Source organism: Ruegeria sp. AB5 (assembly GCF_056542645.1).
Map to the genome: position 1 here is coordinate 86,080 of NZ_JBQGAE010000004.1, position 22,960 is coordinate 109,039.

At 58.3% G+C, this 22,960-nt stretch carries 27 protein-coding genes; 12 read left to right on the forward strand and 15 right to left on the reverse strand.

The window, feature by feature from the left end; translation table 11 throughout:
• Positions 1-94 precede the first annotated feature (94 nt).
• A complete protein-coding gene (locus tag ACR0L4_RS09620; protein WP_480512502.1) occupies positions 95-445 on the forward strand; it encodes an H-type lectin domain-containing protein in 351 nt (116 codons plus the stop codon).
• Between the two features lie 18 nt (positions 446-463).
• On the opposite strand, the gene rpiB is transcribed toward ACR0L4_RS09620, so the two are convergent.
• Together rpiB and ACR0L4_RS09630 are read right to left on the reverse strand one after the other, a co-directional pair.
• The gene (gene rpiB / locus ACR0L4_RS09625; RefSeq protein WP_480512504.1) at positions 464-913 is read right to left on the reverse strand and encodes a ribose 5-phosphate isomerase B; all 450 of its coding nucleotides are present in this window, start codon (positions 911-913) and stop codon (positions 464-466) included.
• Between the two features lie 64 nt (positions 914-977).
• On the reverse strand, positions 978-1,997 hold the full coding sequence (locus ACR0L4_RS09630) for a ribose-phosphate pyrophosphokinase (RefSeq protein ID WP_170750355.1): 1,020 nt from the start codon (positions 1,995-1,997) through the stop codon (positions 978-980).
• Positions 1,998-2,106: 109 nt separating this feature from the next.
• On the opposite strand from ACR0L4_RS09630, the gene ACR0L4_RS09635 reads away from it, so the two are divergent.
• Positions 2,107-2,709: a DsbA family protein gene (locus tag ACR0L4_RS09635; RefSeq protein WP_480512506.1), complete on the forward strand. Its 603-nt coding sequence runs from the start codon at positions 2,107-2,109 to the stop codon at positions 2,707-2,709.
• Between the two features lie 63 nt (positions 2,710-2,772).
• Here the strand turns inward: ACR0L4_RS09635 and ACR0L4_RS09640 are convergent, their stop codons facing one another.
• The 8 genes from ACR0L4_RS09640 to ACR0L4_RS09675 form a co-directional block, all read right to left on the reverse strand.
• Positions 2,773-3,807, reverse strand: a complete 1,035-nt coding sequence (locus ACR0L4_RS09640; RefSeq protein WP_480512508.1) for a threonine aldolase family protein — start codon at positions 3,805-3,807, stop codon at positions 2,773-2,775.
• Entirely contained in the window at positions 3,807-4,280 is a 474-nt protein-coding gene (locus tag ACR0L4_RS09645) for a YcgN family cysteine cluster protein (RefSeq protein WP_480512510.1), read from the reverse strand. Before ACR0L4_RS09645 ends, ACR0L4_RS09640 begins: the two co-directional genes overlap by 1 nt.
• Entirely contained in the window at positions 4,277-5,209 is a 933-nt protein-coding gene (locus ACR0L4_RS09650; RefSeq protein ID WP_480512512.1) for a bifunctional riboflavin kinase/FAD synthetase, read from the reverse strand. The genes ACR0L4_RS09645 and ACR0L4_RS09650 overlap by 4 nt, the downstream gene beginning before the upstream one ends.
• 120 nt (positions 5,210-5,329) lie before the next feature.
• Positions 5,330-5,821 carry a ClbS/DfsB family four-helix bundle protein gene (locus tag ACR0L4_RS09655; RefSeq protein ID WP_480512514.1) on the reverse strand — a complete coding sequence of 164 codons (492 nt, stop codon included), beginning with the start codon at positions 5,819-5,821 and terminating at the stop codon, positions 5,330-5,332.
• A 141-nt stretch (positions 5,822-5,962) separates the two neighbouring features.
• Entirely contained in the window at positions 5,963-6,406 is a 444-nt protein-coding gene (locus ACR0L4_RS09660; RefSeq protein WP_170750361.1) for a MaoC family dehydratase, read from the reverse strand.
• Positions 6,407-6,507: 101 nt separating this feature from the next.
• The gene (locus ACR0L4_RS09665) at positions 6,508-7,383 is read right to left on the reverse strand and encodes a TIGR01459 family HAD-type hydrolase (RefSeq protein ID WP_480512516.1); all 876 of its coding nucleotides are present in this window, start codon (positions 7,381-7,383) and stop codon (positions 6,508-6,510) included.
• Positions 7,384-7,617: 234 nt separating this feature from the next.
• The gene (locus ACR0L4_RS09670; protein WP_480512518.1) at positions 7,618-8,538 is read right to left on the reverse strand and encodes a manganese-dependent inorganic pyrophosphatase; all 921 of its coding nucleotides are present in this window, start codon (positions 8,536-8,538) and stop codon (positions 7,618-7,620) included.
• A gap of 100 nt (positions 8,539-8,638) precedes the next feature.
• Entirely contained in the window at positions 8,639-9,619 is a 981-nt protein-coding gene (locus tag ACR0L4_RS09675; RefSeq protein WP_480512520.1) for a TraB/GumN family protein, read from the reverse strand.
• A gap of 135 nt (positions 9,620-9,754) precedes the next feature.
• Between ACR0L4_RS09675 and ACR0L4_RS09680 the strand changes: the two genes are divergently transcribed.
• The 6 genes from ACR0L4_RS09680 (at position 9,755) to ACR0L4_RS09705 (ending at position 15,551) form a co-directional block, all read left to right on the forward strand.
• Entirely contained in the window at positions 9,755-10,429 is a 675-nt protein-coding gene (locus ACR0L4_RS09680; RefSeq protein WP_480512522.1) for a DUF2161 domain-containing phosphodiesterase, read from the forward strand.
• Positions 10,430-10,581: 152 nt separating this feature from the next.
• A complete protein-coding gene (locus tag ACR0L4_RS09685) occupies positions 10,582-10,869 on the forward strand; it encodes a co-chaperone GroES (protein WP_120632017.1) in 288 nt (95 codons plus the stop codon).
• Between the two features lie 53 nt (positions 10,870-10,922).
• Positions 10,923-12,566: a chaperonin GroEL gene (groL, locus tag ACR0L4_RS09690; RefSeq protein WP_480512524.1), complete on the forward strand. Its 1,644-nt coding sequence runs from the start codon at positions 10,923-10,925 to the stop codon at positions 12,564-12,566.
• Positions 12,567-12,748: 182 nt separating this feature from the next.
• On the forward strand, positions 12,749-13,585 hold the full coding sequence (locus ACR0L4_RS09695) for a DMT family transporter (protein ID WP_480512526.1): 837 nt from the start codon (positions 12,749-12,751) through the stop codon (positions 13,583-13,585).
• A 44-nt stretch (positions 13,586-13,629) separates the two neighbouring features.
• Positions 13,630-14,403 (forward strand): alpha/beta fold hydrolase, encoded by a 774-nt coding sequence (locus tag ACR0L4_RS09700; protein ID WP_480512528.1) that lies wholly within the window; start codon positions 13,630-13,632, stop codon positions 14,401-14,403.
• Positions 14,400-15,551, forward strand: coding sequence for an alpha-D-ribose 1-methylphosphonate 5-triphosphate diphosphatase (locus ACR0L4_RS09705; RefSeq protein ID WP_480512530.1), 1,152 nt, complete (start codon positions 14,400-14,402; stop codon positions 15,549-15,551). Before ACR0L4_RS09700 ends, ACR0L4_RS09705 begins: the two co-directional genes overlap by 4 nt.
• Before the next feature lie 18 nt (positions 15,552-15,569).
• Here the strand turns inward: ACR0L4_RS09705 and ACR0L4_RS09710 are convergent, their stop codons facing one another.
• The 3 genes from ACR0L4_RS09710 to ACR0L4_RS09720 form a co-directional block, all read right to left on the reverse strand.
• Positions 15,570-16,637, reverse strand: coding sequence for a 5-(carboxyamino)imidazole ribonucleotide synthase (locus tag ACR0L4_RS09710; protein WP_480512532.1), 1,068 nt, complete (start codon positions 16,635-16,637; stop codon positions 15,570-15,572).
• Positions 16,630-17,118: a 5-(carboxyamino)imidazole ribonucleotide mutase gene (gene purE / locus ACR0L4_RS09715; protein WP_480512534.1), complete on the reverse strand. Its 489-nt coding sequence runs from the start codon at positions 17,116-17,118 to the stop codon at positions 16,630-16,632. The genes ACR0L4_RS09710 and purE overlap by 8 nt, the downstream gene beginning before the upstream one ends.
• 65 nt (positions 17,119-17,183) lie before the next feature.
• Complete coding sequence (locus tag ACR0L4_RS09720) at positions 17,184-17,408, reverse strand: YdcH family protein (protein WP_037308505.1); 225 nt, start codon at positions 17,406-17,408, stop codon at positions 17,184-17,186.
• Positions 17,409-17,570: 162 nt separating this feature from the next.
• Between ACR0L4_RS09720 and ACR0L4_RS09725 the strand changes: the two genes are divergently transcribed.
• The 4 genes from ACR0L4_RS09725 (at position 17,571) to ACR0L4_RS09740 (ending at position 20,111) form a co-directional block, all read left to right on the forward strand.
• Complete coding sequence (locus ACR0L4_RS09725) at positions 17,571-17,984, forward strand: Hsp20 family protein (protein ID WP_170750371.1); 414 nt, start codon at positions 17,571-17,573, stop codon at positions 17,982-17,984.
• 5 nt (positions 17,985-17,989) lie between these two features.
• Complete coding sequence (locus tag ACR0L4_RS09730; RefSeq protein WP_170750372.1) at positions 17,990-18,214, forward strand: DUF1150 family protein; 225 nt, start codon at positions 17,990-17,992, stop codon at positions 18,212-18,214.
• 110 nt (positions 18,215-18,324) lie between these two features.
• Positions 18,325-19,212: a PhzF family phenazine biosynthesis protein gene (locus tag ACR0L4_RS09735; protein WP_480512537.1), complete on the forward strand. Its 888-nt coding sequence runs from the start codon at positions 18,325-18,327 to the stop codon at positions 19,210-19,212.
• A complete protein-coding gene (locus ACR0L4_RS09740) occupies positions 19,209-20,111 on the forward strand; it encodes a hypothetical protein (RefSeq protein ID WP_480512539.1) in 903 nt (300 codons plus the stop codon). Before ACR0L4_RS09735 ends, ACR0L4_RS09740 begins: the two co-directional genes overlap by 4 nt.
• Here ACR0L4_RS09740 and ACR0L4_RS09745 read toward each other — a convergent pair.
• Both ACR0L4_RS09745 and ACR0L4_RS09750 read right to left on the reverse strand, forming a co-directional pair.
• Positions 20,083-20,925: a hypothetical protein gene (locus ACR0L4_RS09745; protein WP_480512541.1), complete on the reverse strand. Its 843-nt coding sequence runs from the start codon at positions 20,923-20,925 to the stop codon at positions 20,083-20,085. The genes ACR0L4_RS09740 and ACR0L4_RS09745 overlap by 29 nt on opposite strands.
• A 134-nt stretch (positions 20,926-21,059) precedes the next feature.
• Positions 21,060-22,778, reverse strand: a complete 1,719-nt coding sequence (locus ACR0L4_RS09750) for a bifunctional sulfate adenylyltransferase/adenylylsulfate kinase (RefSeq protein WP_480512543.1) — start codon at positions 22,776-22,778, stop codon at positions 21,060-21,062.
• Positions 22,779-22,960: the final 182 nt, after the last annotated feature.

Sequence of the window (22,960 nt, forward strand, 5' to 3'; positions counted from 1 at the left end):
TTGAACGGCCTCGCACCAGCGGGGCCGTTTTTTTGTCGTGCTTTTGCCGAACTGTCGGAATAAGTTGCCGGAATTGAACAACAATGATGACAGAATGAAGAAATTCCTATCCCATCCCATCGGTATCGATCAGGGCGAAGAGGTGCTGTTTTCCGAATTCGCAAATGATGGCGATATGTGGACCGGCGAAGGCCCCCGCGAACGCCGCACCGTGATCCGGTTCAGTGAACCCTTTCGGAGCATTCCCGTGGTTCAGGTCGGAATTTCACTGTGGGACGTGGACACTTCTTCGGCACTTAGGGCTGAGGTGAAGGCACAGGACGTCACGCCCGACGGGTTTACAGCCGTGTTCCGCACGTGGTCTGACACGCGCATTGCCCGTATCCGCGTGGCTTGGACCGCTATTGGCGAAGTTTCGCACGCGGATGACTGGAACATCTCATAGTCGAGTGTGGCGGCGGCACTAGCCGTCCCGGGGCTCAATCATGTCTACACGCGTTGCGTGGCGACCCCCTTCGAACTCCGCCCCCAGAAACGCGTCAACAATGTCCAGCGCCGTGCCTTCGCCGACCACGCGCGCGCCAATAGACAGCATGTTGGCGTCGTTGTGCTGGCGGATCATCCGGGCCGAGAATGTGTCCGAGCAGACGCCACAGCGAATACCCGGAACCTTGTTTGCTGCCATCATGATGCCTTGCCCAGTGCCGCACAGGACAATGCCCAACTGGCACTCGCCCGAGGCCACGGCCTGCGCAGCGGCTTTGCCGTGCACCGGGTAATGCGTGCTCTCCGGGGTGGTTGGGCCCAGATCGACAACCTCCCATCCCTTTTCCGAGATGTGGTTGGCGACGGCCTGTCGCAGATCAATGGCGGCATGGTCGCTGGAAAGCACGATACGCTTGGGTGCGGTCATGACTCGGGTGTCCTGTCAAAGATGCAATAGGGGCGGGGTGAAGTGAGGGTGCACAACCGCGACATCAGTCCATGTGATACATTGACTCGTAGATGGGCGTCAGGGTTTTGTCTTCGAACAACGACGACACGCTGGTGCCGTTCCAGATATTGAGGATCGCCTGCGTGAAGATCGGAGCCGTCGGTACGATGCGAATGTTCTTGGCCTTGGCGATCTCTTTGGTCGGCTGAATTGTATCAGTCAGCACCAGGGATTTCATGACCGAGTTGGTCACACGCTCGACCGCAGGCCCGCTCATGACGCCGTGGGTGATGTAGGAATGAACCTCTTTCGCACCGTTATCCAGCAACACCTGCGCCGCTTTGCAGAGGGTGCCGGCAGTGTCGCACATGTCGTCCACGATCAGGCAGATCTTGTCTTTGACATCGCCGATCACGGTCATCTCGGCGACTTCGCCAGCCTTTTCGCGGCGCTTGTCCACGATCGACAGCGGGGCGTTGATCCGCTTGGCCAACTCGCGCGCACGCGCTACGCCGCCCACGTCGGGTGACACGACCATGATCTCATCGAGGCTGTCCTTGAATTGGTGTTTCACATCCAGCGCAAAGATTGGCGAGGCGTAGAGGTTGTCGACGGGCATGTCGAAGAACCCCTGAATCTGTGCTGCGTGCAGATCCATGGTCAGGATACGCTCGATCCCGGCGCCGGTCAGCATGTTCGCAACCAGTTTGGCACTGATCGGCGTGCGGGCCTTGGTGCGGCGGTCCTGACGGGCATAGCCGAAATAGGGGATCACGGCGGTGATCCGCTGGGCCGAAGACCGGCGCAGCGCATCGGCGATGATCAGCAGCTCCATCAGGTTGTCATTGGCCGGATTCGAAGTCGGCTGGACGATAAACATGTCCTCGCCCCGGACGTTTTCAAACACTTCGACGAAAATCTCGCCGTCATTGAACCGCTCGACCCGCGCATCGACCAGACCCTGATCGACGCCGCGATACAGGCTCATGCGGCGTGCAATGGATTGCGCAAGCGGAAGATTGGCGTTCCCAGCGATAAGCTTGGGTTCGGTGAGTGTCGGCATCGGCTGAGGTCCCCGGGCAGCGTTGGCAGATTGTGACAGATTCGTGATGTTGACACCGCTTAGCATGGCCTTACCGTTCCGCAAAGATAACGCAGCGGAGAAAGTGTAGATGACCCAGATTGACTACTTTTTTGCGACAATTTCGCCCTACAGCTATCTGGCCGGAACCCGGCTGGAAGCGATCGCGGCGAAACATGGCGCAACCATCAACTACAAGCCTCTGGACATCCTGGCCCTGTTTGCGCGTACTGGGGGGACGCCGCCGAAAGATCGACATATTTCCCGCATCGAATACCGCGCGCAAGAGTTGCTCCGCCAGTCCCGCAACCTGGGCATGGAATTCAACCTGCAACCGGCGCATTGGCCGACAAACATGGCACCGTCCTCATACGCGGTGATTGCAGCGATCAAGGACGGCGCGGGGGATGTTGGTCAGCTCTGCCATTCCTTCCTGCGCGCCTGCTGGGCCGAGGAAAAGGATGTGGCGCAGGATGACGTGATCCGCGCGTGCCTGACAGAGGCCGGGTTCGACCCAAATCTGGCTGATAGCGGCCTGCTGGTCGGGGCCGAAACCTATGCTGCCAATCTTGAGGAAGCAGTGGACCGGGGCGTGTTTGGCGCGCCGTTCTACATCACGCCGGATGATCAGCGTTTCTGGGGACAGGACAGGCTGGATGATCTGGATCGGCACCTGTCTGATCTGAAAGGCTAGCAGAGTGCAGTTCGCTTGTGGTTGGTGCGGGTGCTGGCGACCAAACGCCCGCTCCTGCAGCGATCAGAGCAGTGCCAGAAACTGATCGATCTGATCGGCGGAGATCGACCAGTCGCATACCAAACGGCACGCCAGATCTTCGGAGTCATCTGTCCCGTCCAACTCGGCTCCCCACAGGTGATAGACAGCACCAGCCTTTTGCAGTTCGCGATGCCTGGAGCGTGGGAAAGACGCAAAGATCATATTGGCTTGAGGTTCGTGCAGAAAGGATGCGCCCTTGGCACGCAACCCGTCGGCAAGGCGGGCGCAATTGTCGTTGGCCTGTCGCGCCAATTTCAGCCACAGATCATCCTCAAGATACGCGGCCATCTGGGCCGACAAGTATCGGTGTTTGGAAAACAGATGCGCCCCACGCTTGCGGCGCAGTTCGAATTCCCAAGCCTTGCTTTCATCGAAGAAGACGACGGCCTCGACCCCCATCAACCCATTCTTGGTGCCGCCGAAGCTGACGGCATCCACACCTGCTTTCCAGGTCATCTCGGCGGGTGAACAGTTCAGCGCAACCAGGGCGTTGGTGAACCGCGCCCCATCCAGATGCACAGGCAGGTCGTAGGTTTTTGCAACCGAGCAAAGCGCCTGCAGTTCGTCCAGAGAATAGACCGATCCACGTTCCGTCACCTGCGTGATTGAAACCGGACCCCGTTGCGGCCCGTGTACACCGCGCGTTTCCTCGGCCAGAATCGAACCGCGCAGCGCTTCGGGTGTCATCTTGTCACTACCGGGCACAAGCGTCAGTTTGGCGCCGCTGTAAAACTCTGGCGCGTTGCACTCATCCTCATGGATATGCGCGACCGGTGAACAGAACACCGTCTCCCACGGTTGCGACAGCGTCGCCAGGGCCAGAGAGTTTGCTGCCGTGCCCGTTGAAACCAGATAGACCGCCGCCCCAGGTGCCTCGAAGATACTGCGGATGCGATCGCGCACCTCATTCATCAGCGTGTCGGCCCCATAGGCCATCTGATAGCCCTCATTGGCTTGCGCCAGTTTGGCCAGAACCTGCGGATGAACCGGCCCGGAGTTGTCAGAGGCGAAATACATCAGGTTGGTTCCTCAATAACATGGTCTTCCCACTCTTCCATGGGCGTTTCGAACTCGGACACCGTGCGACCCTGAACCGAAACCCCGGCAGCATGCACACTGTCGGGCGTACCAGATATCAAAGGGTGCCAGTCGTAAAGGGGTTTGCCTTCCCACAGCAGACGATAGGCGCAGGTCTGAGGTAACCAATAGGCGTGATCGTCGATATTGCCGGGGGTCATCACGATACATTCTGGTACGAACTGATGCCGAATGTCATATTGGGTGCAGCGGCAGCTTTCATCGTCCAACAGGCGGCAGGCGACACAGGTCAGCGCGACCTCGCCTGTATCCTCATCTTCCAATTTGTTCAGGCAACATTTGCCGCAGCCGTCACACAGGGCTTCCCATTCGCGCTGGTTCATTTTGCGCAAGGGCTTGCGCTCCCAATACCGGGGGGGGAGGGCCGAGCGATCTATGGGGTCTTTGGTCATAGGGCCGCCAGAATGCCGCGCGCCTCGTCGCAATCGGCGTCCATCTGCGTGATCAGGCCGTCCAGCCCGTCGAATTTCATCTCGGGTCGAAGGAATTCAACCAACCCGACCGAAAGGGTCGCACCATATAGATCACCAGAGAAATCGAACAGGAAGGTTTCGATATTGGGGACCTCACCATTAAACATCGGACGCACCCCGATCGACGCTGCGCCGTGGTAGCTGCCTTTATGGGGTCCGTCCAGAACATCGACCAACACAGCATAAACGCCGAATTTCGGGGGATGCAGTCCTTCGATCGACATGTTCGCAGTGGGAAAGCCCATTTCACGCCCGCGCTGCTCGCCGCCGATCACCTCGCCTTCCATCCGATGCCAATGGCCCAGCATCGCCGCCGCATCTCGTGGTCGACCGTCACTGAGCGCGATGCGAATTGCGGTCGAGGACACCACATTTTCGGACCGCTCCGTCAGCGGTGCGATGGTGACACCAAACCCCATCTGTTCGCCAAACCGAACCATATCCTCTGCCGTGCCTACTCGCCCTTTGCCAAAACAGAAATCGGCACCCACAACAACGTGGGACAGGCCCAAGCCGTCGCAAATCACATTGTGGGCAAACTCTTGAGGTGACAGCCCGGCCAACGCGGCATTGAACGGCAGTTCGTACAGTTTTTGCACGCCCAGTTTTTCCAACCTGTGAGCGCGCGCGCCGCCGCGCATCAGCCGAAAGGGTGGCGCATCCGGAGCAAAGTATTCACGGGGGTGGGGTTCGAATGTCAGCACGCCCAAGGGCGCATCTGGGGCCGCGTTGCGGGCCAGTTCGATTACCGACCGATGCCCGACATGAACGCCGTCAAAATTCCCGATCGCGACGCTGGCACCGCGATCTTCTGGCTCGATAAATTGGAAATCCCGGATGATCTGCATAGGGCGTGGGTACTGTTCATTCCCAGTATTTTCAAGCGCATCGTGTGAAGGATGAGGACAAATCCATGCGTCAGAATTGCCTGGGATGGGATCGACCCGCATCTGGGTTGCGTGAACCTGCTACATCGATTTAAGTCGCGCCCTGATGTACTTGCTGGCTGATCTGAAATGGCTCGGACCCGCAGCTTCGGCCCATCGTCCCGGCGTCCAGTTGTTTTTCGCGCCCTTCATCGGAGCCCCGTACAGTTCGACGTCAGAGTGTGCCTGGATAAAGTCGATCAATTTGATGTACCTGCCGTCCAGAAGGTCGACCGCCTCATTCCAGCCAAGTGGCGCTTGTTTTTTCCTGAGATCAGAATTGTACCGGGGCAATTCGTTCCACTTGTATCCTTTGGCTGGAAAATACACCGGCCCCCCGGCTTGTCCGTCAACGTACCATCCCAAAAATAGATCAATCCAATGCGCCCGATGCGCAATCACGTCCTTGATCGATGTGTCTTGCTCGTCTTTTGCCTGGGCCTGCTGTTCAAGAATGGACGCCGCCAGAAACTTCAGTTTTGAATACTCTTTACGGCTTATTGCAAGCAGATCTGATTTGTTGGTTGCAGGCATCACCGATCACCACGCCAGTGAGTTGTCAGTGCGCTATGAACTATAGGAACCGCTGGATCTCGCCAATGACACAGGTCAAACGCCGGTATCCCAGCGCGCGGGCGACCCGGGTGACGAACATTGCTTTGCCGCTAGGATCTATCAGTCGAACTTGCGTGAAGGCGCAAGCACCATCGCCTCACCGATCAGAACTTTCTTGCCATCGACCGCGCAATGGCAGTCCAACTTGACCCGCCGTTTTGCAAAATCAATGTCGGTGACCTTGACTTCGGCATAGACCATATCGCCCGGACGTACAGGGGCCAGGAATTTCAGGGATTGGCCCATGTAGACAGTGCCGTGGCCAGGCAGCTGCTCACCAATCACCGCCGAGATCAACCCTGCCGTCAGCATTCCGTGGGCGATGCGGCCTTCGAAAATCGTGTCGCGGGCGTAGTCGTCGTCCAGATGCACCGGATTGCGGTCGGTCGAAACCTGCGCAAACATCTCGATATCTTCATCCGTCACCACTTTGCGCAGGTGTCGGGTCATGCCCATCTCGATGTCTTCGATGCAGATCGTCCCGCGCGGAAGATTGTCCAACATGTCGCCCTCACTCAGATTTGGAAGGGCAACAAAAGACCATCACAAGTCGCCCTTGAGCAACTTTATTACTTTGCAAGCGCAGAAAATCAAGTCTTTTCTGCTTACCGCAGGCGACCGATTGTATAGGTAGGATTTATTTTTTCCCTTGAAATATAATCGGTTAGGGATTCATGATGTGGATGGTGCTCAGTTTTTGTTTCTGCGGCCGCTAACCCACCTGAGATAAACAGCGTATCGATTCCCTCGCCCATACCGCCCAGAATGTCAGTGTGAGGGCCGTCGCCTATGGCAAGAATGTCATTGTCTGAGACATCTGTCCCTGTCTCTTGAAGGCGACGGCGCGCCAGATCGTAGATCGGCGGGTGGGGTTTGCCAAAGTACAGGCTTTCCCCGCCCATTTCTGTGTAGAGTTTTGCCAGCGCGCCGGCACACCACTCGCGCACTTCACCCCGGTCGACAACAATGTCAGGGTTGGCACACAGCAGCTTCAGACCTTTTTGCTTTGCATACAGAAAGTCGGGCCGGTTCACGTCAGGGTCCGCCATCGTGTCAAACGGGCCGCAGCAGACGATGCCTTCGGCCTCGTCCAGAGGGACACGCTCGATGTGGATCGGATGATCCAATAGTTTCAAGGGTTCAAAGAATCCCGCATCGCGCTCCCATTCCCCCATGAAATATACCTTGTGCCCTACGGTACCGCGGAACATGGCCGAGCGCGCCGAATCTCCGCTTGTTGCGATGGTGTCATAGGCATCTTCGGGAACGTTGAACTGAGACAACTGCACAGCGACGCCAGCGCGTGGTTTGGGTGAGTTCGTAACCAGCACGACAACGCCACCATTTGCGCGGTAGGCTTTCAATGCGGCCACGGCTTCGGGAAAGGCAGTGATGCCGTTGTGAACACAGCCCCAAAGATCAACAAAGAGCGCCTTGTACCGATCTGAAATCTCGGTCAGCGAGGAGATAATCTGGGTCATTTGATCTCTTTCGGCGATGGGTCGGGTGTTGCCTAGGCTATGGCAGAGCGCAACGGGTTTTGCCAGAGGGGGCTCTGCCCCCGTCGCCCTTCGGGCGCTTTCCCCGGGATATTTCCGGCCGGATGAAGCAGGGGATCCATTCTTCATCTGGCTCTAAATATCCCGGAGCGCGAGGCAGAGCCTCGCACAAAAAGACACCCGGTCGGGGGGCCTTTGGGATTTGGGTCTTTCCGGTCAGACCTTCAAATTCGGAATGATCTGCTTTTTGCGGCTCATGATCCCGGGCAGGACCACAGCGTCGCCGTCGACCGACGCGCCAAAGCTTTTCTCGGCGACGGATTTGACCAGATCGTTGGGCACCAGCAGAGTGGCTTCTTCGTTCAGGATGTCTACGACGAACAGCAGGACCTGATCGACGCTGTCCTCGTTGGCCACGGCAGCCATCGATGCGGCCAGGCTGTCTTTACGATCCAGTACGACGCCCGGCGCTGTGGTTTCCAGAACCGAGACGCGAAATTTGGTGCCGTCGACCTCGTATTCCTTGCTGTCCATGCGGATCAGTTCGGCGTCCGAAAAGGACGACACATCCGATTTCGCCGCGAACATCTCTGCGGCATAGGCCGAGACGTCCAGACCCAGTTCGGCGGCCAGTTTTTCAGCCACAGCGCGGTCATGGGCGGTTGTGGTGGGCGAGCGGAACTCCAGCGTGTCCGACAGGATGCAGGTCAGCGCCGCGCCTTTGATGGCGTCGGGCATTTTGGCGGCATCGTCGCCGATCATGTCGACCATGATGGTCGCGGTGCAGGCCAGAGGGCGCACGGTGATGTCGATCGGGCCTTTGGTTTCCAGACCGCCGACCAGCTTGTGGTGGTCGATAATGGTGCGGATATCAGCGCTGTTGATGCTGGCGGGCAGCTCGGCGGGGTTGTTCGTGTCGACGATGACAACCGGAGCGTCGGCCTCAACATCTGCGATGATGCGCGGCTTGGGCAGGTCCCAGCGCTGCAGCATAAAGGCTGCTTCGGTGTTGGGCTCACCCAGCAAAACGGGCTCGGCCTGTTCACCTTTGATTTCGTTCAGGTACCACGACCACAGGATCGGCGAACCGGTGGAGTCGGTGTCGGGGGATTTATGTCCAAATACGAGGGTTGTCATGTCAGCGTCCTGAGGAAGGTAGATTTGGGCGCCTTATAGGGCGGTCGGGCACGGTTGTCACCCGCCAGCGCATAGACTGCGACGATGGGGATGACCCGGCCTAAAACGCGGCGCGTTCCAGAGTGTATCCAGCCTGATCCAGCAAGCTCAGCAGACCATGTTCATCGCCCAGATGACCGGCCCCCACAGCAATCACCGCCGTTTGGTCCTGAATGTCCAGGATGTGCCGCATCCAGTTGTTGTTACGCTCGACCAGAAGTTGCTGTTCGAACCCCTCCCATTCCTCGTCAAAGATCTCTTGCGACAGGCCCGAGGTTTCCAGCCCCTGAAGTCGGGCAAATTGGATGATCTCGCCATGCTTTTCTTCCAGGTAGGCGTTTACCATTGTGGCCAGCTGATCCTCGCCGCTTTCAAAGGCGCCGGCCATGCGGACCAGCGACTGTACCTGCTTTTCGATCGGATGATGATCGAACATGGCCATCAGCTCGTCGATCTGCTCCAGCGAATGTTGGGGGATGCCATGGGCTTCGGCCATATCGGTCAGGCGCGCATCCATCCCATAATCGGCCTCGGGGTCTTGGGTCATGCATGGCGGGATACCCAGCATGATGCTTAGAAACCAGGGGCGCATCTTTGCCGCCATCCAGCCGGGAATGCCGCGCTCGGCCAGGCTATCGGACAGCGCGGCCCAGTCCTCTTCGGACATCATCTCGATCAGGGTGGGCCCCGAGGTGATCAGAACCGGGCTGAGATCTTTGACGAGTTTCTTCTCAAAGGCGGACATCTCGTCCTTGGTGACTTCGAAATAGAACGCGTCCGCCTGACTGAGGGTCGGTTCCAGCCGCTGGGCAACAGCATCCATGCGCGGGTCGTTCGTGTGCAGCGTTCCAATCAGATGCAGGACGGTATCGCCCTTGGTAGCGATCCAGTGATTGCCCTCGGGATATTGGAAGCCCTCCAATGCCAGCGCCAGCTCTGCCTGCGCATCGGGGGTCAGGTCGGTGCGCAGATCACGCCCTTCGCAGGCCGCATGGGCCATGGCGGGCAACAATAAAATTCCCAGAAAGATCAAAAAGCGCATCATACTAACCCGTTAGGTTCAATCCCCATATGCGCGGTGACCTTGCCGGGGCCAAGGCTTGCTTTCAACCGACACTGATCGACGTTGGTCGGATCTGTGTCTGGCATTCCACAGTAATTTGCATAGCATAGAGTCATGAACCGCGAGCAGGATCTCTATCCCCCTATCAAAGCGCTGCTAGAGCGTCAGGGCTATACCGTCAAAGGCGAAGTCGGCGCCGCCGACGTCGTGGCGGTTCGTGAAGGCGAAGAGCCGGTAATCGTCGAGCTGAAGTTGCGGTTTTCATTGGCGCTGTTTCATCAGGCGATCACGCGGCTGAAGGTCACGGATCAGGTCTATATCGGCGTTTCCAAGCCCCGGGGCCGTTCGGCAAGGCGCACACTGAATGACAACAAGGCGATGTGCCGCCGATTGGGCCTTGGGTTGATAACAGTCCGGTCGGATGGGGCGGTCGAGGTGCAGTGCGATCCCGGCCCCTATGCCCCACGCAAGAACAAAGCCAAGGCCGAGCGTCTGCTGCGCGCGTTCGACCGGCTGGAGGGCGACCCGAATGCGGGTGGCGCAACGCGCCATGGGATCGTCACCGCCTATCGGCAGGACGCGCTGAAATGCGCGGCGCATCTGGCCGAAAACGGACCCACCAAAGGGTCGGGGGTGGCAAAGGCAACCGGCGTTGCCAATGCCACCAGTCTGATGCGGGATAATCACTATGGTTGGTTCGACAAGGTGGAAAAGGGGGTCTATGGCCTGGCCGAGGCCGGGAAAGACGGCCTGAAGCACTGGGCCTATAGCTGGGAAGACGCTCAATAAACGGGCCTGCCAAAAAAACCTTCACGGCTTGTTGACTCGGAGTTTCGGACCTCCTAGCTATACGCCGTTATCACTCGGCAAGTATGAGTGCTAACGCCTCGTCAGTCGACGAGGGGAGGATAAACAAACTTTGAGCCCAAGGAGCTGCAAAGATGGCATTGAAACCGCTTCATGACCGCGTGCTGGTTCGCCGTACCGAAAGCGACGAGAAAACCGCTGGTGGTCTGATCATTCCCGATAGCGCAAAAGAAAAGCCCAGCGAAGGCGAGGTTGTTGCAACCGGCGAAGGCGCACGCAAGGACAGCGGCGAACTTATCGCAATGGCTGTTAAAGCTGGCGACAAGATCCTGTTCGGCAAATGGTCGGGCACCGAGGTTCAGGTCAACGGCGAAGAGCTGCTGATGATGAAAGAAAGCGACATCATGGGGATCATCGAGTAAGCGCGCGCTTTCTCTGATCTTCATTTCCAACAAATTTCTCAAGGAGAAACGACATGGCTGCAAAGGACGTCAAGTTCGACACCGATGCCCGTAACCGCATGCTGGCAGGCGTTAATGTTCTGGCTGATGCTGTTAAAGTGACCCTGGGCCCCAAAGGCCGCAACGTGGTTCTGGACAAATCCTTCGGCGCACCGCGCATCACCAAAGACGGTGTTTCGGTTGCCAAGGAAATCGAACTGGAAGACAAGTTCGAGAACATGGGCGCGCAGATGGTGAAAGAAGTCGCCAGCCGCACCAATGACGAAGCCGGTGACGGCACCACCACCGCGACCGTTCTGGCCCAATCCATCGTCAAAGAAGGCCTGAAGCAGGTTGCAGCGGGCTTGAACCCGATGGACCTGAAGCGCGGCATCGACCTGGCGACCGCCAAGGTTGTAGAGGGCATCAAAGCTGCATCGCGCGAAGTCAAGGACTCGGCAGAGGTTGCACAGGTTGGCACCATCTCGGCCAACGGCGAAGTCGAAATCGGCCAGCAGATCGCGGATGCGATGCAGAAAGTTGGCAACGAAGGCGTTATCACCGTCGAAGAAAACAAAGGTCTGGAAACCGAGACCGATGTTGTCGAAGGTATGCAGTTCGACCGTGGCTACCTTTCGCCTTACTTCGTCACCAACGCAGACAAGATGATTGCAGAGCTTGATGACTGCATGATCCTGCTGCACGAAAAGAAACTGTCTTCGCTTCAGCCGATGGTTCCGCTGCTGGAGCAGGTGATCCAGTCGCAGAAGCCGCTGCTGATCATTGCCGAAGACGTTGAAGGCGAAGCGCTGGCGACTCTGGTTGTCAACAAACTGCGCGGCGGCCTGAAAATTGCTGCCGTCAAAGCACCGGGCTTCGGCGATCGCCGCAAAGCCATGCTGCAGGACATCGCAATCCTGACCGGCGGTCAGGTCATCAGCGAAGATCTGGGCATGAAGCTCGAGTCCGTGACCATGGACATGCTGGGTACTGCCAAGAAAATCGAGATCACCAAAGACGAAACCACCATCGTTGACGGTGCAGGCGAGAAAGCCGAGATCGAAGCACGTGTTGCTCAGATCCGCACTCAGATCGAAGAAACCACCAGCGATTACGACCGTGAGAAGCTGCAAGAGCGCGTTGCCAAACTGGCCGGCGGTGTTGCTGTTATCCGCGTCGGCGGCATGACCGAAGTTGAAGTGAAAGAGCGTAAGGACCGTGTCGACGATGCTCTGAACGCGACTCGCGCTGCTGTGCAGGAAGGCGTTGTTGTGGGCGGTGGTGTTGCGCTGGTTCAGGCCGGTAAAGCGCTGGAAACACTGGAAGGTGCAAACCCTGACCAGAACGCCGGCATCAACATCGTTCGCAAAGCCATCGAATCGCCGCTGCGCCAGATCGCCGAGAACGCAGGTGTTGACGGTGCGGTTGTTGCTGGCAAAGTCCGTGAATCCTCTGACGCAGCATTCGGCTTCAATGCGCAGACCGAAGAATATGGCGACATGTTCTCGTTCGGCGTGATTGACCCGGCCAAGGTTGTCCGTACCGCTCTGGAAGATGCGGCATCGGTTGCTGGCCTGTTGGTCACCACCGAAGCGATGGTTGCTGACAAGCCCGCCAAAGAAGGCGCGGCACCTGGCGGTGGCATGCCCGACATGGGCGGCATGGGCGGCATGATGTAAAACGTCGAATTCGCCTTTGCGAATTCTGGCGGCCCCGACAGGCGTTTGGCCATGTGGCCAAGCTGCCGAAAAGGGGCACAGTGTCTGGGAACGGGGTCGCCTTTGGGCGGCCCCGTCTTTGTTTCAGCTCCAGCGCAAGAATGTGAGTGTCCAAGCCGCCGCGAAACAGCTATGCGATTGATATGAGACTGTTCCTTCTCACCTGCCTGACCATGTGCGCTTTTGCGGCAAACTCGATTCTGAACCGGTTGGCGATTGAGAGTGGTGCCAGCGATCCGATCAGTTTTGCTGTCATACGTGTTTTATGTGGCGCTGTGCTTCTGTCAGCTTTGGTCCTGTTTCGCGGCGGGCATTTGCCGCTTTTGAATGGTCGCCGGATCATCGGGGCGGGGTCGCTCTCGATCTACATGATTGGATTTTCACTGGCGTATCTGACACTCGACGCCGGGTTGGGCGCTTTGATTCTTTTCGGTGTGGTCCAGGTTACCATGTTTGCCTATGGCTCGATGACCGGTGCTGCCCCGACGCGTCGCCAGTTGGGTGGCGCCGCTGTGGCGCTGGGCGGATTGACTTTTGTGCTATGGCCCGCAGGGAATGTACAAGTCGACGGGTTGGGCGGCGCATTGATGGTCGCGGCAGGGATCGGTTGGGCGGTCTATTCTTTGGCCGGGCGGTCCGAGCCGGATGCACTAGAAGGAACGGCTGCCAATTTCCTGGTCGCGCTGCCAGTCACCGGGTTCGCCGTGGTGATGGTGGGTGGACCTTGGCATATGACCGGCCTTGGCTATTTCCTGGCGGCTCTCTCAGGTGGCGTGACGTCGGGCCTGGGTTATGCCCTGTGGTACCGCGTGTTGCCGCAGCTTGTGCCTTCTGTTGCGGCCGTCATACAGCTAAGCGTTCCCATCATCGCCATTGTGGCCGGTATCATTCTGTTGAACGAAGTCGCAAGCACGCGTTTGATGATCGGGACAGTGCTGGTTTTGGGCGGCATCGCCTTGGCGGTCCAGCGCCGGGGATAAGGTCGGACCTTTTCACTTTTCACATTAGCCTTTATCTGGCGGGTATGAGATTTCTATGTGCCTTCCTATTGCTTCTTCTGCCCGCAGCGGCCAGCGCAAAATGCGTGATCCTTCTGCATGGTCTGGCACGGACCGAGGCGTCTTTTTCGGTGATGGAGCAACTGTTCTATACCCACGACTATAAGGTCATTCGCCCCGGATATCCCTCGACCGATTTGGGTATTCCGGAACTGGCCGAGCAAACTCTGCCCGACGCCTTCGCGGCTTGTGGCGATGACACCGCAAACGTCGTGGCGCATTCCATGGGCGGCATCCTCCTGCGCTATTGGCTGCAGGACAACCACCCGCAGAACCTGGGTCGCGTTGTGATGCTGGGCCCGCCCAATCAAGGCAGCCAGTTGGTAGATGAAATGAGCGCTTGGGAGGTGTTCGGCTATCTGAACGGCCCGGCTGGCCTGCAGTTGGGTACCGGTCCCGAGGGCATTCCGCGTCAATTGCCTCCGGTGGAATTCGAACTGGGCGTGATCGCGGGTGAGAACTCTTTGAACCCGGTTTTCTCGTCGATGATCGACGGGCCGGATGATGGCAAAGTGTCGATCCGAACAACACGGGTCGAAGGTATGGCGGACCATATCGTTTTACCCGTGACACATACTTTCATGATGAACAACCCGCGTGTGATGGCGCAAGCGCTTCACTTTATCGAATTCGGCCAGTTCGACCCGCAAATCACTTGGCTTGACGGGGTGATGAACGCAATTGACGAGATATGCATCGGGCAGGACTGTTCGGAACCCGACTCGGAGCGCACGGAATGACCGCATTTGAACTGACTTTGGCCGGCGCAGAAGTTCTGCGACCGGAAGCTGGGCTGTCGCGTGCAGACTTGTCCATCGCCGAGGGTCTGGTGCAACAGGACCCGGCTGGACGGCGTGTGGATCTATCGGGGTATCTTGTTTTGCCAGGTATCATCGACCTGCATGGTGACGGTTTTGAACGCCATATTGCTCCGCGCCGGGGGGCCATGAAGCAGATGAACGAAGGTATCCTTTCGGTCGAGGCAGAGCTTGGCGCAAACGGGATCACGACAGGCGTTCTGGCCCAGTTTCATAGTTGGGAGGGCGGGGTGCGAAGCCCGGAGTTTGCAGCCCAGGTCTTTGAGGCGATTTCGGCAGTCAAAGAAAGTACCGTTACGGATTTGATCCCGCAGTTGCGGTTCGAAACCCACATGCTGGACGACTATGAAACTCTGGCCGACAAAATTTCCGAGTGGCAGGTACCTTATGTCGTGTTCAATGACCATCTGCCGCATGATCGCCTGGCCGAAGGCCGCAAACCCCCGCGTTTGACCGGACAGGCCTTGAAAGCGGGACGAAATCCTGACGCACATTTTGATATGCTGTTGTCGATGCACGCGCGCCGGGATGAGGTACCGGCTGCTGTTGAGGCCTTGTGCGCCGAGTTGTCCCAACGCGGCGTCAGGTTGGGCAGCCATGATGATGCGACAGGCGAAACGCGCGCGTGGTGGCGGGATCGCGGCGTATCGATCGCTGAATTCCCTGAAACGCTTGCTGCAGCTGACGCCGCACGGGCGGCCGGGGATCACATAATACTGGGCTCTCCAAACGTTGTGCGAGGGGGGTCGCACAAGGGCAACGCCAGTGCAGTGGACCTGATTGCGATGGGGCTGTGCGATGCGCTGGCCTCGGACTATCACTATCCCAGCCCGCGGCGTGCCGCCTTGATGTTGGCGAAGAGCGGATTGCTGGACCTCGCTGCGGCTTGGGCACTGGTCTCGTCGGGACCCGCGCGGGTGCTGAACCTGACGGATCGTGGGGTGCTGGTACCGGGCCAACGGGCTGACATCGTGATTCTGGAGGCGAAAACGCATCGCGTCGCCGCGACTATGGCTGGCGGTCGCCTCAGCTATATGTCCGGCGATATCGCTGCGCGCTTTGTGAACTGAGCGGGCACAGTCGAAAAACTAACGTGCAATGCGATTGAAGTGGCCCATCTTGCGACCCGGTTTGACCTCGGCTTTGCCATAGAGGTGCAGCGCAACATCCCGCTCCTGTGCCAGTTCCGGCACGCGGTCCATGTCGTCGCCGATCAGGTTCTCCATCACCACATCCGAGTGGCGTTGCCCGTCACCCAGAGGCCAACCGACCACCGCGCGAATATGTTGTTCAAACTGATCCACGGCACAGCCATTCTGTGTCCAGTGACCCGAGTTATGTACGCGTGGCGCGATTTCGTTCACGATCAGACCAGCAGGTGTGACGAACAGCTCGACCCCCATCACACCGACATAGTCCAGTGCATTCAGGATGTTGGCAGCTAGCAAAACGGCATCCGTCCGCTGCGCAGGGCGCAGGCGGGCAGGGACCGTTGTCGTGTGCAGGATACCGTCGCGGTGGACGTTCTCGCCCGGGTCAAAGCAGGCGACCTGACCATCCAGTCCTCGGGCCGCGATGATCGAGACCTCGTGGCTGAAGTCCACAAACCCCTCAAGGATTGCAGGTGCGCCAGCCATATCGGCCAGCGCTGTTGCGGCCTCCTCAGGCGCATGCAGGCGGGCCTGCCCTTTGCCATCATAGCCAAACCGGCGGGTTTTCAGGATCGCGGGTACGCCGATCTGTTCAATCGCCGCGTTCAGGCTGGCCAGATCCGTTACGTCGGCAAAAGGCGCGGTGTTCAGTCCGAGCCCTTGCAGAAAGTTCTTCTCGGTCAGCCGGTCCTGGCTGACCCGCAAAGCTTCGCGCCCCGGACGTATTGGCCGATGAGTTTCCAGAAGGTCCAGCGCCTCGGTCGGGATGTTTTCGAACTCGTAGGTGATGACATCAACGGACTTGGCAAATGCAAGCAACGCCTCGGCATCGTCATAAGACGCAGTTGTTACCCGATCAGCCACTTGGCCCGCGGGCGGATTGGCACCCGGTTCGTAAATATGGGTCACAAACCCCAAGCGGGACGCGGCAACCGACAGCATCCGGCCCAATTGGCCGCCGCCCAAAATTCCGATCTTCGCGCCGGGTTTCAGAGCGTCACTCATCAACAGGCTCCTCAGGGATGGAGGCTGACAGCGCCTCACGCCATGCCTCCAGCCGCGCGGCCAGGGCTTCGTCCTGCAAAGCCAGAATGCCAGCAGCCATCAGACCTGCATTTGCACCGCCAGCCGAGCCGATTGCCATGGTGGCCACGGGGAACCCTTTGGGCATCTGGACGATAGAATACAGCGAGTCGACGCCGGACAAGGCCCGCGTTTGCACCGGAACGCCGATCACTGGCACGCGGGTTTTTGAAGCCATCATACCCGGCAGATGGGCGGCCCCTCCGGCCCCGGCGATGATCACGTTCAACCCGCGTGACGCGGCGGTCTTGCCGTAGTTCCACAATCGATCGGGTGTGCGGTGTGCCGAGACGATGCGCTTTTCATATGCGATGTCCAACTCATCCAAGATAGTCGCGGCTTCTTTCATCGTGGGCCAATCCGATTGGCTGCCCATGATGATCCCCACTTTCACATCGCTCATCCGCTTGCGTCCCTGCCTTCCGAAAGAGCGCGCACTATAGCCAAATCCGCCTGCGTGGCAATGCGTCAGGCGATGATGTCAGGGGTCAGGCGATCCTCGATCAACCGGATGATGTCTTTCAGCCGCAGTTTCTGCTTTTTCAACCGTTTGATGGTCAGCTGATCCGAAGTGCCCGTGGCCTGCAACGCCTCGATCGCCTCATCCAGATCGCGGTGCTGACGGCGAAACACCTCCAATTCAACCCGCAGAACTTCATCTGTTTTCATCGAAAGATCGGTGGGCGCGTTCATTGGCGACTCGGGCTTGTTGTGGTGCGTCTCCAACAAGATAGTGTGCAAGACGTTATCGCGCCAGACCTTGTGGACATCTCGGTTTCTTCCCATATTCTATCTTGTGCGGTTGCCGGAACGGGGCCGCCCAATACGTCGCTTTGACATAAAAGGACGAAACACGTGTCAAAACTTACCTTAGGCTCATACCCGCATCTTTTGGGGTTCGAGCAGTTGGAACGTCTTCTGGAACGGTCTGCAAAGGCCGGCAACGAAGGGTATCCGCCCTACAATATCGAACAGACCTCGGATTTTTCCTATCGCATCACCCTGGCGGTGGCCGGGTTCGCGGAAGAGGATCTGTCTATCACCATTGAGGATCGCCAACTGGTGATCCGGGGCCGTCAACGCGACGAAAGCGATGGGCGTATCTTTCTGCACCGCGGCATCGCGGCGCGTCAATTCCAGCGCATGTTTGTGCTGGCCGACGGCGTCGAGGTGGGCGAGGCGATCATGGAGAACGGTCTGCTGCACGTGGATCTGACCCGTGCAGTGCCGGAAACCGTGGTGCAAACGATCAACATAAGAAAGGGGTAAGAGCAATGAATACACCGATTGAAATCAACACCGAAGGCGACCGTATCGTTTATGTGAAAACGGTCGAGGTCGCCGATTTGCCCAGCGATCTGCGTGATCAGGCGGGGGATTTGGATCAGCTTTACGCTGTGCACGACTCGGATGGGCAGCAACTGGCACTGGTTGCCGACCGCAAGCTGGCCTTTGTTCTGGCCCGCCAGCACGATTTGTCACCGGTGGCCGTTCACTGAACGGCCCCACCTTCGCGCGAATGCGCGTGACATTCCGCCCGACACCGGCGAAACATGCGACGGAACCGGATATGATCCGGAATGACACACGCATGTAAGGAAAACCGTGGATGAGCTGGTTCGATTTTGACTGGGTGGATGCCTTTACTGACACGGCTTTTGGTGGAAATGGCTGTGCCGTTGTCCACGGAGGCGCGCGTCTGTCGGGTCAGGTCTGTATGGACTATGTGCGCGAAACTTCTCTGGTCGAATGCACATTTACCGGACCGTCTGATGTTGCCGATGTCCGCGTCCGGTATTTCTTGGCCAGTCGTGAAATCCCGTTTGCCGGGCATCCAACCATAGCAACGGTCGCGGCCCTGCGGTCACGAGGTCTGGTTCAGGGCGACTCACTGACGTTAGAGACCAAAGCCGGCCTTATCGCCATTCGACTGGATGGCGAAGAGATCGAGATGACCCAGATTGCGCCGGAATTTGGGGCCCATGTTCCGGTTGATCTTGTTTCTGCCGCGATCTCACTGCCTGAGGACGCCATCATCTCACCGCCGCAAGTGGTCTCAACCGGGTTGCCATTCTGTATCACGGTGCTGCGGGATCACGATGCCTTGCGGGCTGCAAAGCTGGTTGAAGGACCGTTGCGCAAGGTTGCCGCAGCGGCTGGCCACTCTGGGTCGGATATGGCAGAGCCGTTCCTGGTCACATTGCAGGGGGCAACGACGCAGGGGGATACGTTTTCGCGCCTGTTGCTGGCCCCGCCCAGCCCGCCCGAGGACCCGTTCACGGGTTCAGCCACCGGGGCCATGGCAGCCTATCTTTGGAAATACGGGTTGATGAAGAAAGAGCGATTCACGGCAGAGCAGGGCCATGGCATGGGGCGCCCGGGGCAGGCGACTGTGACGCGCATAGGTCCTTCGGACGCCATGACCGGCATCAAAGTTGCGGGCCGGGGGCATATCCTGATGCGGGGGCAGGTCAATCTGCCCGAGGCGGAGCAATGACAGACGCCGCGATTGCCGTGTTACCCTATGGTCACCGTCTGGGACCAAAGCTGTCTGATGTCGCATTGTCGGACCTGATCTGGCATGAAGATTGCCCAAAGCGTTTGCTTGGCAAAACAGTGGGCGATCTTGCACCGACAGACCATCTGATCATGTACCCCAATTCGACGGTTCATTGGCGGCTGCGTCGCGGCACCAAGGCCCGGATTTCGCTGATGATGGGCGAGCCTTCGGCCATTCATGGCAAACATGACCAGCAGTTGCGCCTGACCTGGCGGCGGTTCTTCCGTGTCTTCACCTTTCACGGCGTTCTGCTCGAAAACCTGCCCAACGCGGTTTTTCTGCCTTACGGGGTGACAATGGTGCCAAACTGGCGGGAACTGCTGGTGGAAAAGACCAAATCATGTTCGCTGATCGCCTCGGCCAAGCGGGATCTTTTGGGCCATCAGCTCCGCCATGACGTGATCGATTGGGTCCGCGCAAGCGGTGCAGATGTGGACATCATGGGGCGCGGATACACGCCGTTTGAGCAGAAAGAGGACGGTCTGGCCCCTTACCGCTATTCGGTCGTGATCGAGAATGTACGCGAACGGAATTATTTTTCGGAAAAGCTGATCGACTCGATCTTGTGCACAACGGTCCCGATCTACTGGGGCTGTCCGAACATCGGGGATTTCATGGATACCTCGGGCATGATCCTGTGTGAAACCCAAGAGGAGATCCAGCAGGCGATCGAATCCACCTCTGAACGAGATTTTGCCAATCGCTTACCACACCTTAGGGCCATCCAGGACAAGGCGGCTGAATTCGGCCGGTTTGAAGAACGGGCCGTACGGGCTTTGCGGGACGAACTGACCAGCGCGCTAGTAGTCAAAGGCCCATCCACGCCATCTGTTTGATCGGATTGACCTGCGGGTCGATCCCGTGCCGCCGGCAGAGGGTGCACAGGTACGACCCTTGCATGGGCAGGCCGGAGGTTTGCTGCGCCATAAGTTTTTTTTGATGCCCAAAGATGTGAACGGAATGCACCCCGCTGCGTTCGATCTCGACAGGCGGCACATGCGCGTCGTGCAGCTTCCAAAGCTCTTCATTGGCGAGCGGATAGAACGTGTCAGCTGGCAAGGCGTAAGCATCTTCACCCGTTTCGCGCAAGAAATGTCCAAAGGCTTTTGGGCCGGAACATCCCCATGGCAACGCCTCTATGCCCCATCGGTCGCCTTGGGTGATGCGTTGCTGGTTGCGCCTGTGCAGCTTGGGTCCGCGCCAGGGTTGGGTCGGGTTCGGGGATGTGACGAATTTCAGCATTTGCGTCAGCGTGGCTGAGGTCTTTGGCAGGCGCAGCACACCGTTGGGATATGTCCCGGATTGGGACCGCCCGAAGACATAGGGTGATGTGAAATCGAAAGGCTTTAGGCAAAGCGCATCCAGATCGACCCAGATGAAATCGGTCTGCTGCAACAGTGTCAGCCTGAAGATGTCCGAGAATACTGCAACGCCCAACCGATCCTCGGGCCTTAGGTCAAAGGGGGCGGGCCACAGGATTTCACTGGCGTGCCGCAATTCGGCACCGGCAGGCACACCTGCGAGGTCATCGGCGGTGTAGAGCGTGAAGGAGTGACCGTTGTCCAGAAAGGACTGAATGCACAATGTCTCCAGCCAACTCAGATCGGAACCGAACCAGAAACTTGCGATTTGGGGCAGGGTGCGGGTCATGGGCCGTTGTGATGAAACTGATCGGTCAACTGCAGCAAGCCGTCACGGGCTTGTCAATCTCTGCAACGCCGCCGCCCAAGAAAAACGACCTCCGTCGTGGGAGGTCGTCTGCCAATTTCAGAGTGGTCTGCGACCTAGCTCGCTGCGATCAGGCCCATGCTTTCAAGCTTCAGCAGCACTTGATGGGCGCAGTTGTCGACTTCGACATTTTCGGTTTCGACGCTGAGTTCCGGGTTTTTGGGAACATCGTAAGGGTCAGAGATACCAGTGAATTCCTTGATCTTGCCCTCGCGCGCCAACTTATAAAGGCCTTTGCGGTCGCGGCGTTCGCATTCCTCGATGCTTGTCGCAACATGGACCTCGCAGAAGGCACCGAATTGTTCGATCTCTTCGCGCACCGCGCGCCGGGTGGTGGAATAGGGCGCGATGGGCGCGCAGATGGCGATGCCGCCGTTCTTTGTGATCTCTGAGGCGACATAGCCAATGCGGCGGATGTTCAGGTCGCGGTGCTCTTTTGAAAAGCCCAGTTCAGAGGACAGGTTCTTACGAACAATATCCCCATCCAGCAGTGTCACCGGACGGCCGCCCATTTCCATCAGCTTGACCATCAGCGCGTTGGCGATGGTCGATTTGCCCGAACCCGAGAACCCGGTGAAGAAGACGGTAAAGCCCTGCTGGCTGCGCGGCGGTCTTGTCTTGCGCAGCTCGGCCACAACCTCGGGGAAGCTGAACCATTCGGGGATTTCCAGACCTTCGGCCAGACGGCGGCGCAGTTCGGTTCCCGAGATGTTCAGGATCGTGACGTTGTCCTTGTCGAGGATTTCGTCATTCGGTTCGTATTGGGCGCGTTCCTGAACGTAGACCATGTGTTTGAAGTCGACCATCTCAAGGCCGATCTCGTCCTGGAACTGACGGAACAGATCCTGCGCGTCATAGGGGCCGTAGAAATCTTCGCCCTGACTGTTCTTGCCGGGGCCCGCATGATCCCGGCCCACGATGAAGTGGGTGCAACCATGATTGGCGCGGATCAGCCCGTGCCAGACCGCCTCACGCGGGCCGGCCATGCGCATGGCGAGGTTCAGCAGGCTCATCGAAGTGGTCGAGGACGGGTATTTGTCCAGGACAGCCTCATAGCAGCGGACGCGGGTAAAATGATCGACGTCGCCCGGTTTGGTCATGCCCACGACCGGGTGGATCAGCAGGTTGGCCTGCGCTTCCTTGGCGGCGCGGAAGGTCAGTTCCTGATGCGCGCGGTGCAGCGGATTGCGGGTCTGGAAGGCCACGATGCGGCGCCAGCCCAGTTTACGGAAATAGGCGCGCAGCTCGTTCGGGGTGTCACGGCGACCGCGGAAATCATAGTGGACAGGTTGTTGAATGCCGACAACAGGTCCGCCCAGATAGACCTTTCCAGCTACGTTATGCAGGTAATTCACCGCCGGGTGCGCGTCGTCATCGGCCCCAAACACCTTCTCGGCCTCGCGCGCCTTGTCCGGCGTCCAGCGGTCGGTCACGGTCATGGTGGCAAGGATCACGCCTTCCTGATCACGCAGTGCGATATCCTGGCCCAGTTCGATTTTGTCGGCAAACTCTTCGCTGACATCCAGCGTGATCGGCATCGGCCACAGCGTGCCATCGGCCAAGCGCATGTTTTCGACCACGCCGTCATAGTCTGCCTTGCTCAGAAAGCCCTTCAGAGGATTGAAGCCGCCATTCATCAGCAATTCCAGATCACAAATCTGACGCGGGCTCAGATCATGGCTGGTCAAATCCGCAGCCTCAACTTTCAGTTTCTGCGCTGACTCATACGAAACATATAGCTCAGGGATTGGGGTGAGGTTGCTCAACATTGTCATCGAAATACTCTTGTCGCAGTGGTGATGTGCCGGAGTTTTTTTGGCGTCTGAGGGGCATTTGCCCCGGCAAAGAGCCAGAGTCCACAGGTGTCGGTGAAACTAAGGATGAAATGTGCGGTTTTTCTGCGATTTAGAAGGATTTTTCCACAGAAAACGGGGAAAGCGATCAAAGTTCCGCGCAT

Coding starts and splice junctions, on each gene's coding strand:
- purE (WP_480512534.1), bottom strand. CDS start 17,118: ATGAGCGATGTGAAAGTGGGGATCATCATGGGCAGCCAATCGGATTGG.
- ACR0L4_RS09685 (WP_120632017.1), top strand. CDS start 10,582: ATGGCATTGAAACCGCTTCATGACCGCGTGCTGGTTCGCCGTACCGAA.
- ACR0L4_RS09630 (WP_170750355.1), bottom strand. CDS start 1,997: ATGCCGACACTCACCGAACCCAAGCTTATCGCTGGGAACGCCAATCTT.
- ACR0L4_RS09655 (WP_480512514.1), bottom strand. CDS start 5,821: ATGCCTGCAACCAACAAATCAGATCTGCTTGCAATAAGCCGTAAAGAG.
- ACR0L4_RS09745 (WP_480512541.1), bottom strand. CDS start 20,925: ATGACCCGCACCCTGCCCCAAATCGCAAGTTTCTGGTTCGGTTCCGAT.
- ACR0L4_RS09680 (WP_480512522.1), top strand. CDS start 9,755: ATGAACCGCGAGCAGGATCTCTATCCCCCTATCAAAGCGCTGCTAGAG.
- ACR0L4_RS09635 (WP_480512506.1), top strand. CDS start 2,107: ATGACCCAGATTGACTACTTTTTTGCGACAATTTCGCCCTACAGCTAT.
- ACR0L4_RS09720 (WP_037308505.1), bottom strand. CDS start 17,408: ATGAACGCGCCCACCGATCTTTCGATGAAAACAGATGAAGTTCTGCGG.
- ACR0L4_RS09735 (WP_480512537.1), top strand. CDS start 18,325: ATGAGCTGGTTCGATTTTGACTGGGTGGATGCCTTTACTGACACGGCT.
- ACR0L4_RS09695 (WP_480512526.1), top strand. CDS start 12,749: ATGAGACTGTTCCTTCTCACCTGCCTGACCATGTGCGCTTTTGCGGCA.
- ACR0L4_RS09620 (WP_480512502.1), top strand. CDS start 95: ATGAAGAAATTCCTATCCCATCCCATCGGTATCGATCAGGGCGAAGAG.
- ACR0L4_RS09750 (WP_480512543.1), bottom strand. CDS start 22,778: ATGACAATGTTGAGCAACCTCACCCCAATCCCTGAGCTATATGTTTCG.
- ACR0L4_RS09670 (WP_480512518.1), bottom strand. CDS start 8,538: ATGACAACCCTCGTATTTGGACATAAATCCCCCGACACCGACTCCACC.
- rpiB (WP_480512504.1), bottom strand. CDS start 913: ATGACCGCACCCAAGCGTATCGTGCTTTCCAGCGACCATGCCGCCATT.
- groL (WP_480512524.1), top strand. CDS start 10,923: ATGGCTGCAAAGGACGTCAAGTTCGACACCGATGCCCGTAACCGCATG.
- ACR0L4_RS09730 (WP_170750372.1), top strand. CDS start 17,990: ATGAATACACCGATTGAAATCAACACCGAAGGCGACCGTATCGTTTAT.
- ACR0L4_RS09645 (WP_480512510.1), bottom strand. CDS start 4,280: ATGACCAAAGACCCCATAGATCGCTCGGCCCTCCCCCCCCGGTATTGG.
- ACR0L4_RS09740 (WP_480512539.1), top strand. CDS start 19,209: ATGACAGACGCCGCGATTGCCGTGTTACCCTATGGTCACCGTCTGGGA.
- ACR0L4_RS09650 (WP_480512512.1), bottom strand. CDS start 5,209: ATGCAGATCATCCGGGATTTCCAATTTATCGAGCCAGAAGATCGCGGT.
- ACR0L4_RS09660 (WP_170750361.1), bottom strand. CDS start 6,406: ATGTTGGACAATCTTCCGCGCGGGACGATCTGCATCGAAGACATCGAG.
- ACR0L4_RS09675 (WP_480512520.1), bottom strand. CDS start 9,619: ATGCGCTTTTTGATCTTTCTGGGAATTTTATTGTTGCCCGCCATGGCC.
- ACR0L4_RS09700 (WP_480512528.1), top strand. CDS start 13,630: ATGAGATTTCTATGTGCCTTCCTATTGCTTCTTCTGCCCGCAGCGGCC.
- ACR0L4_RS09710 (WP_480512532.1), bottom strand. CDS start 16,637: ATGAGTGACGCTCTGAAACCCGGCGCGAAGATCGGAATTTTGGGCGGC.
- ACR0L4_RS09705 (WP_480512530.1), top strand. CDS start 14,400: ATGACCGCATTTGAACTGACTTTGGCCGGCGCAGAAGTTCTGCGACCG.
- ACR0L4_RS09665 (WP_480512516.1), bottom strand. CDS start 7,383: ATGACCCAGATTATCTCCTCGCTGACCGAGATTTCAGATCGGTACAAG.
- ACR0L4_RS09640 (WP_480512508.1), bottom strand. CDS start 3,807: ATGTATTTCGCCTCTGACAACTCCGGGCCGGTTCATCCGCAGGTTCTG.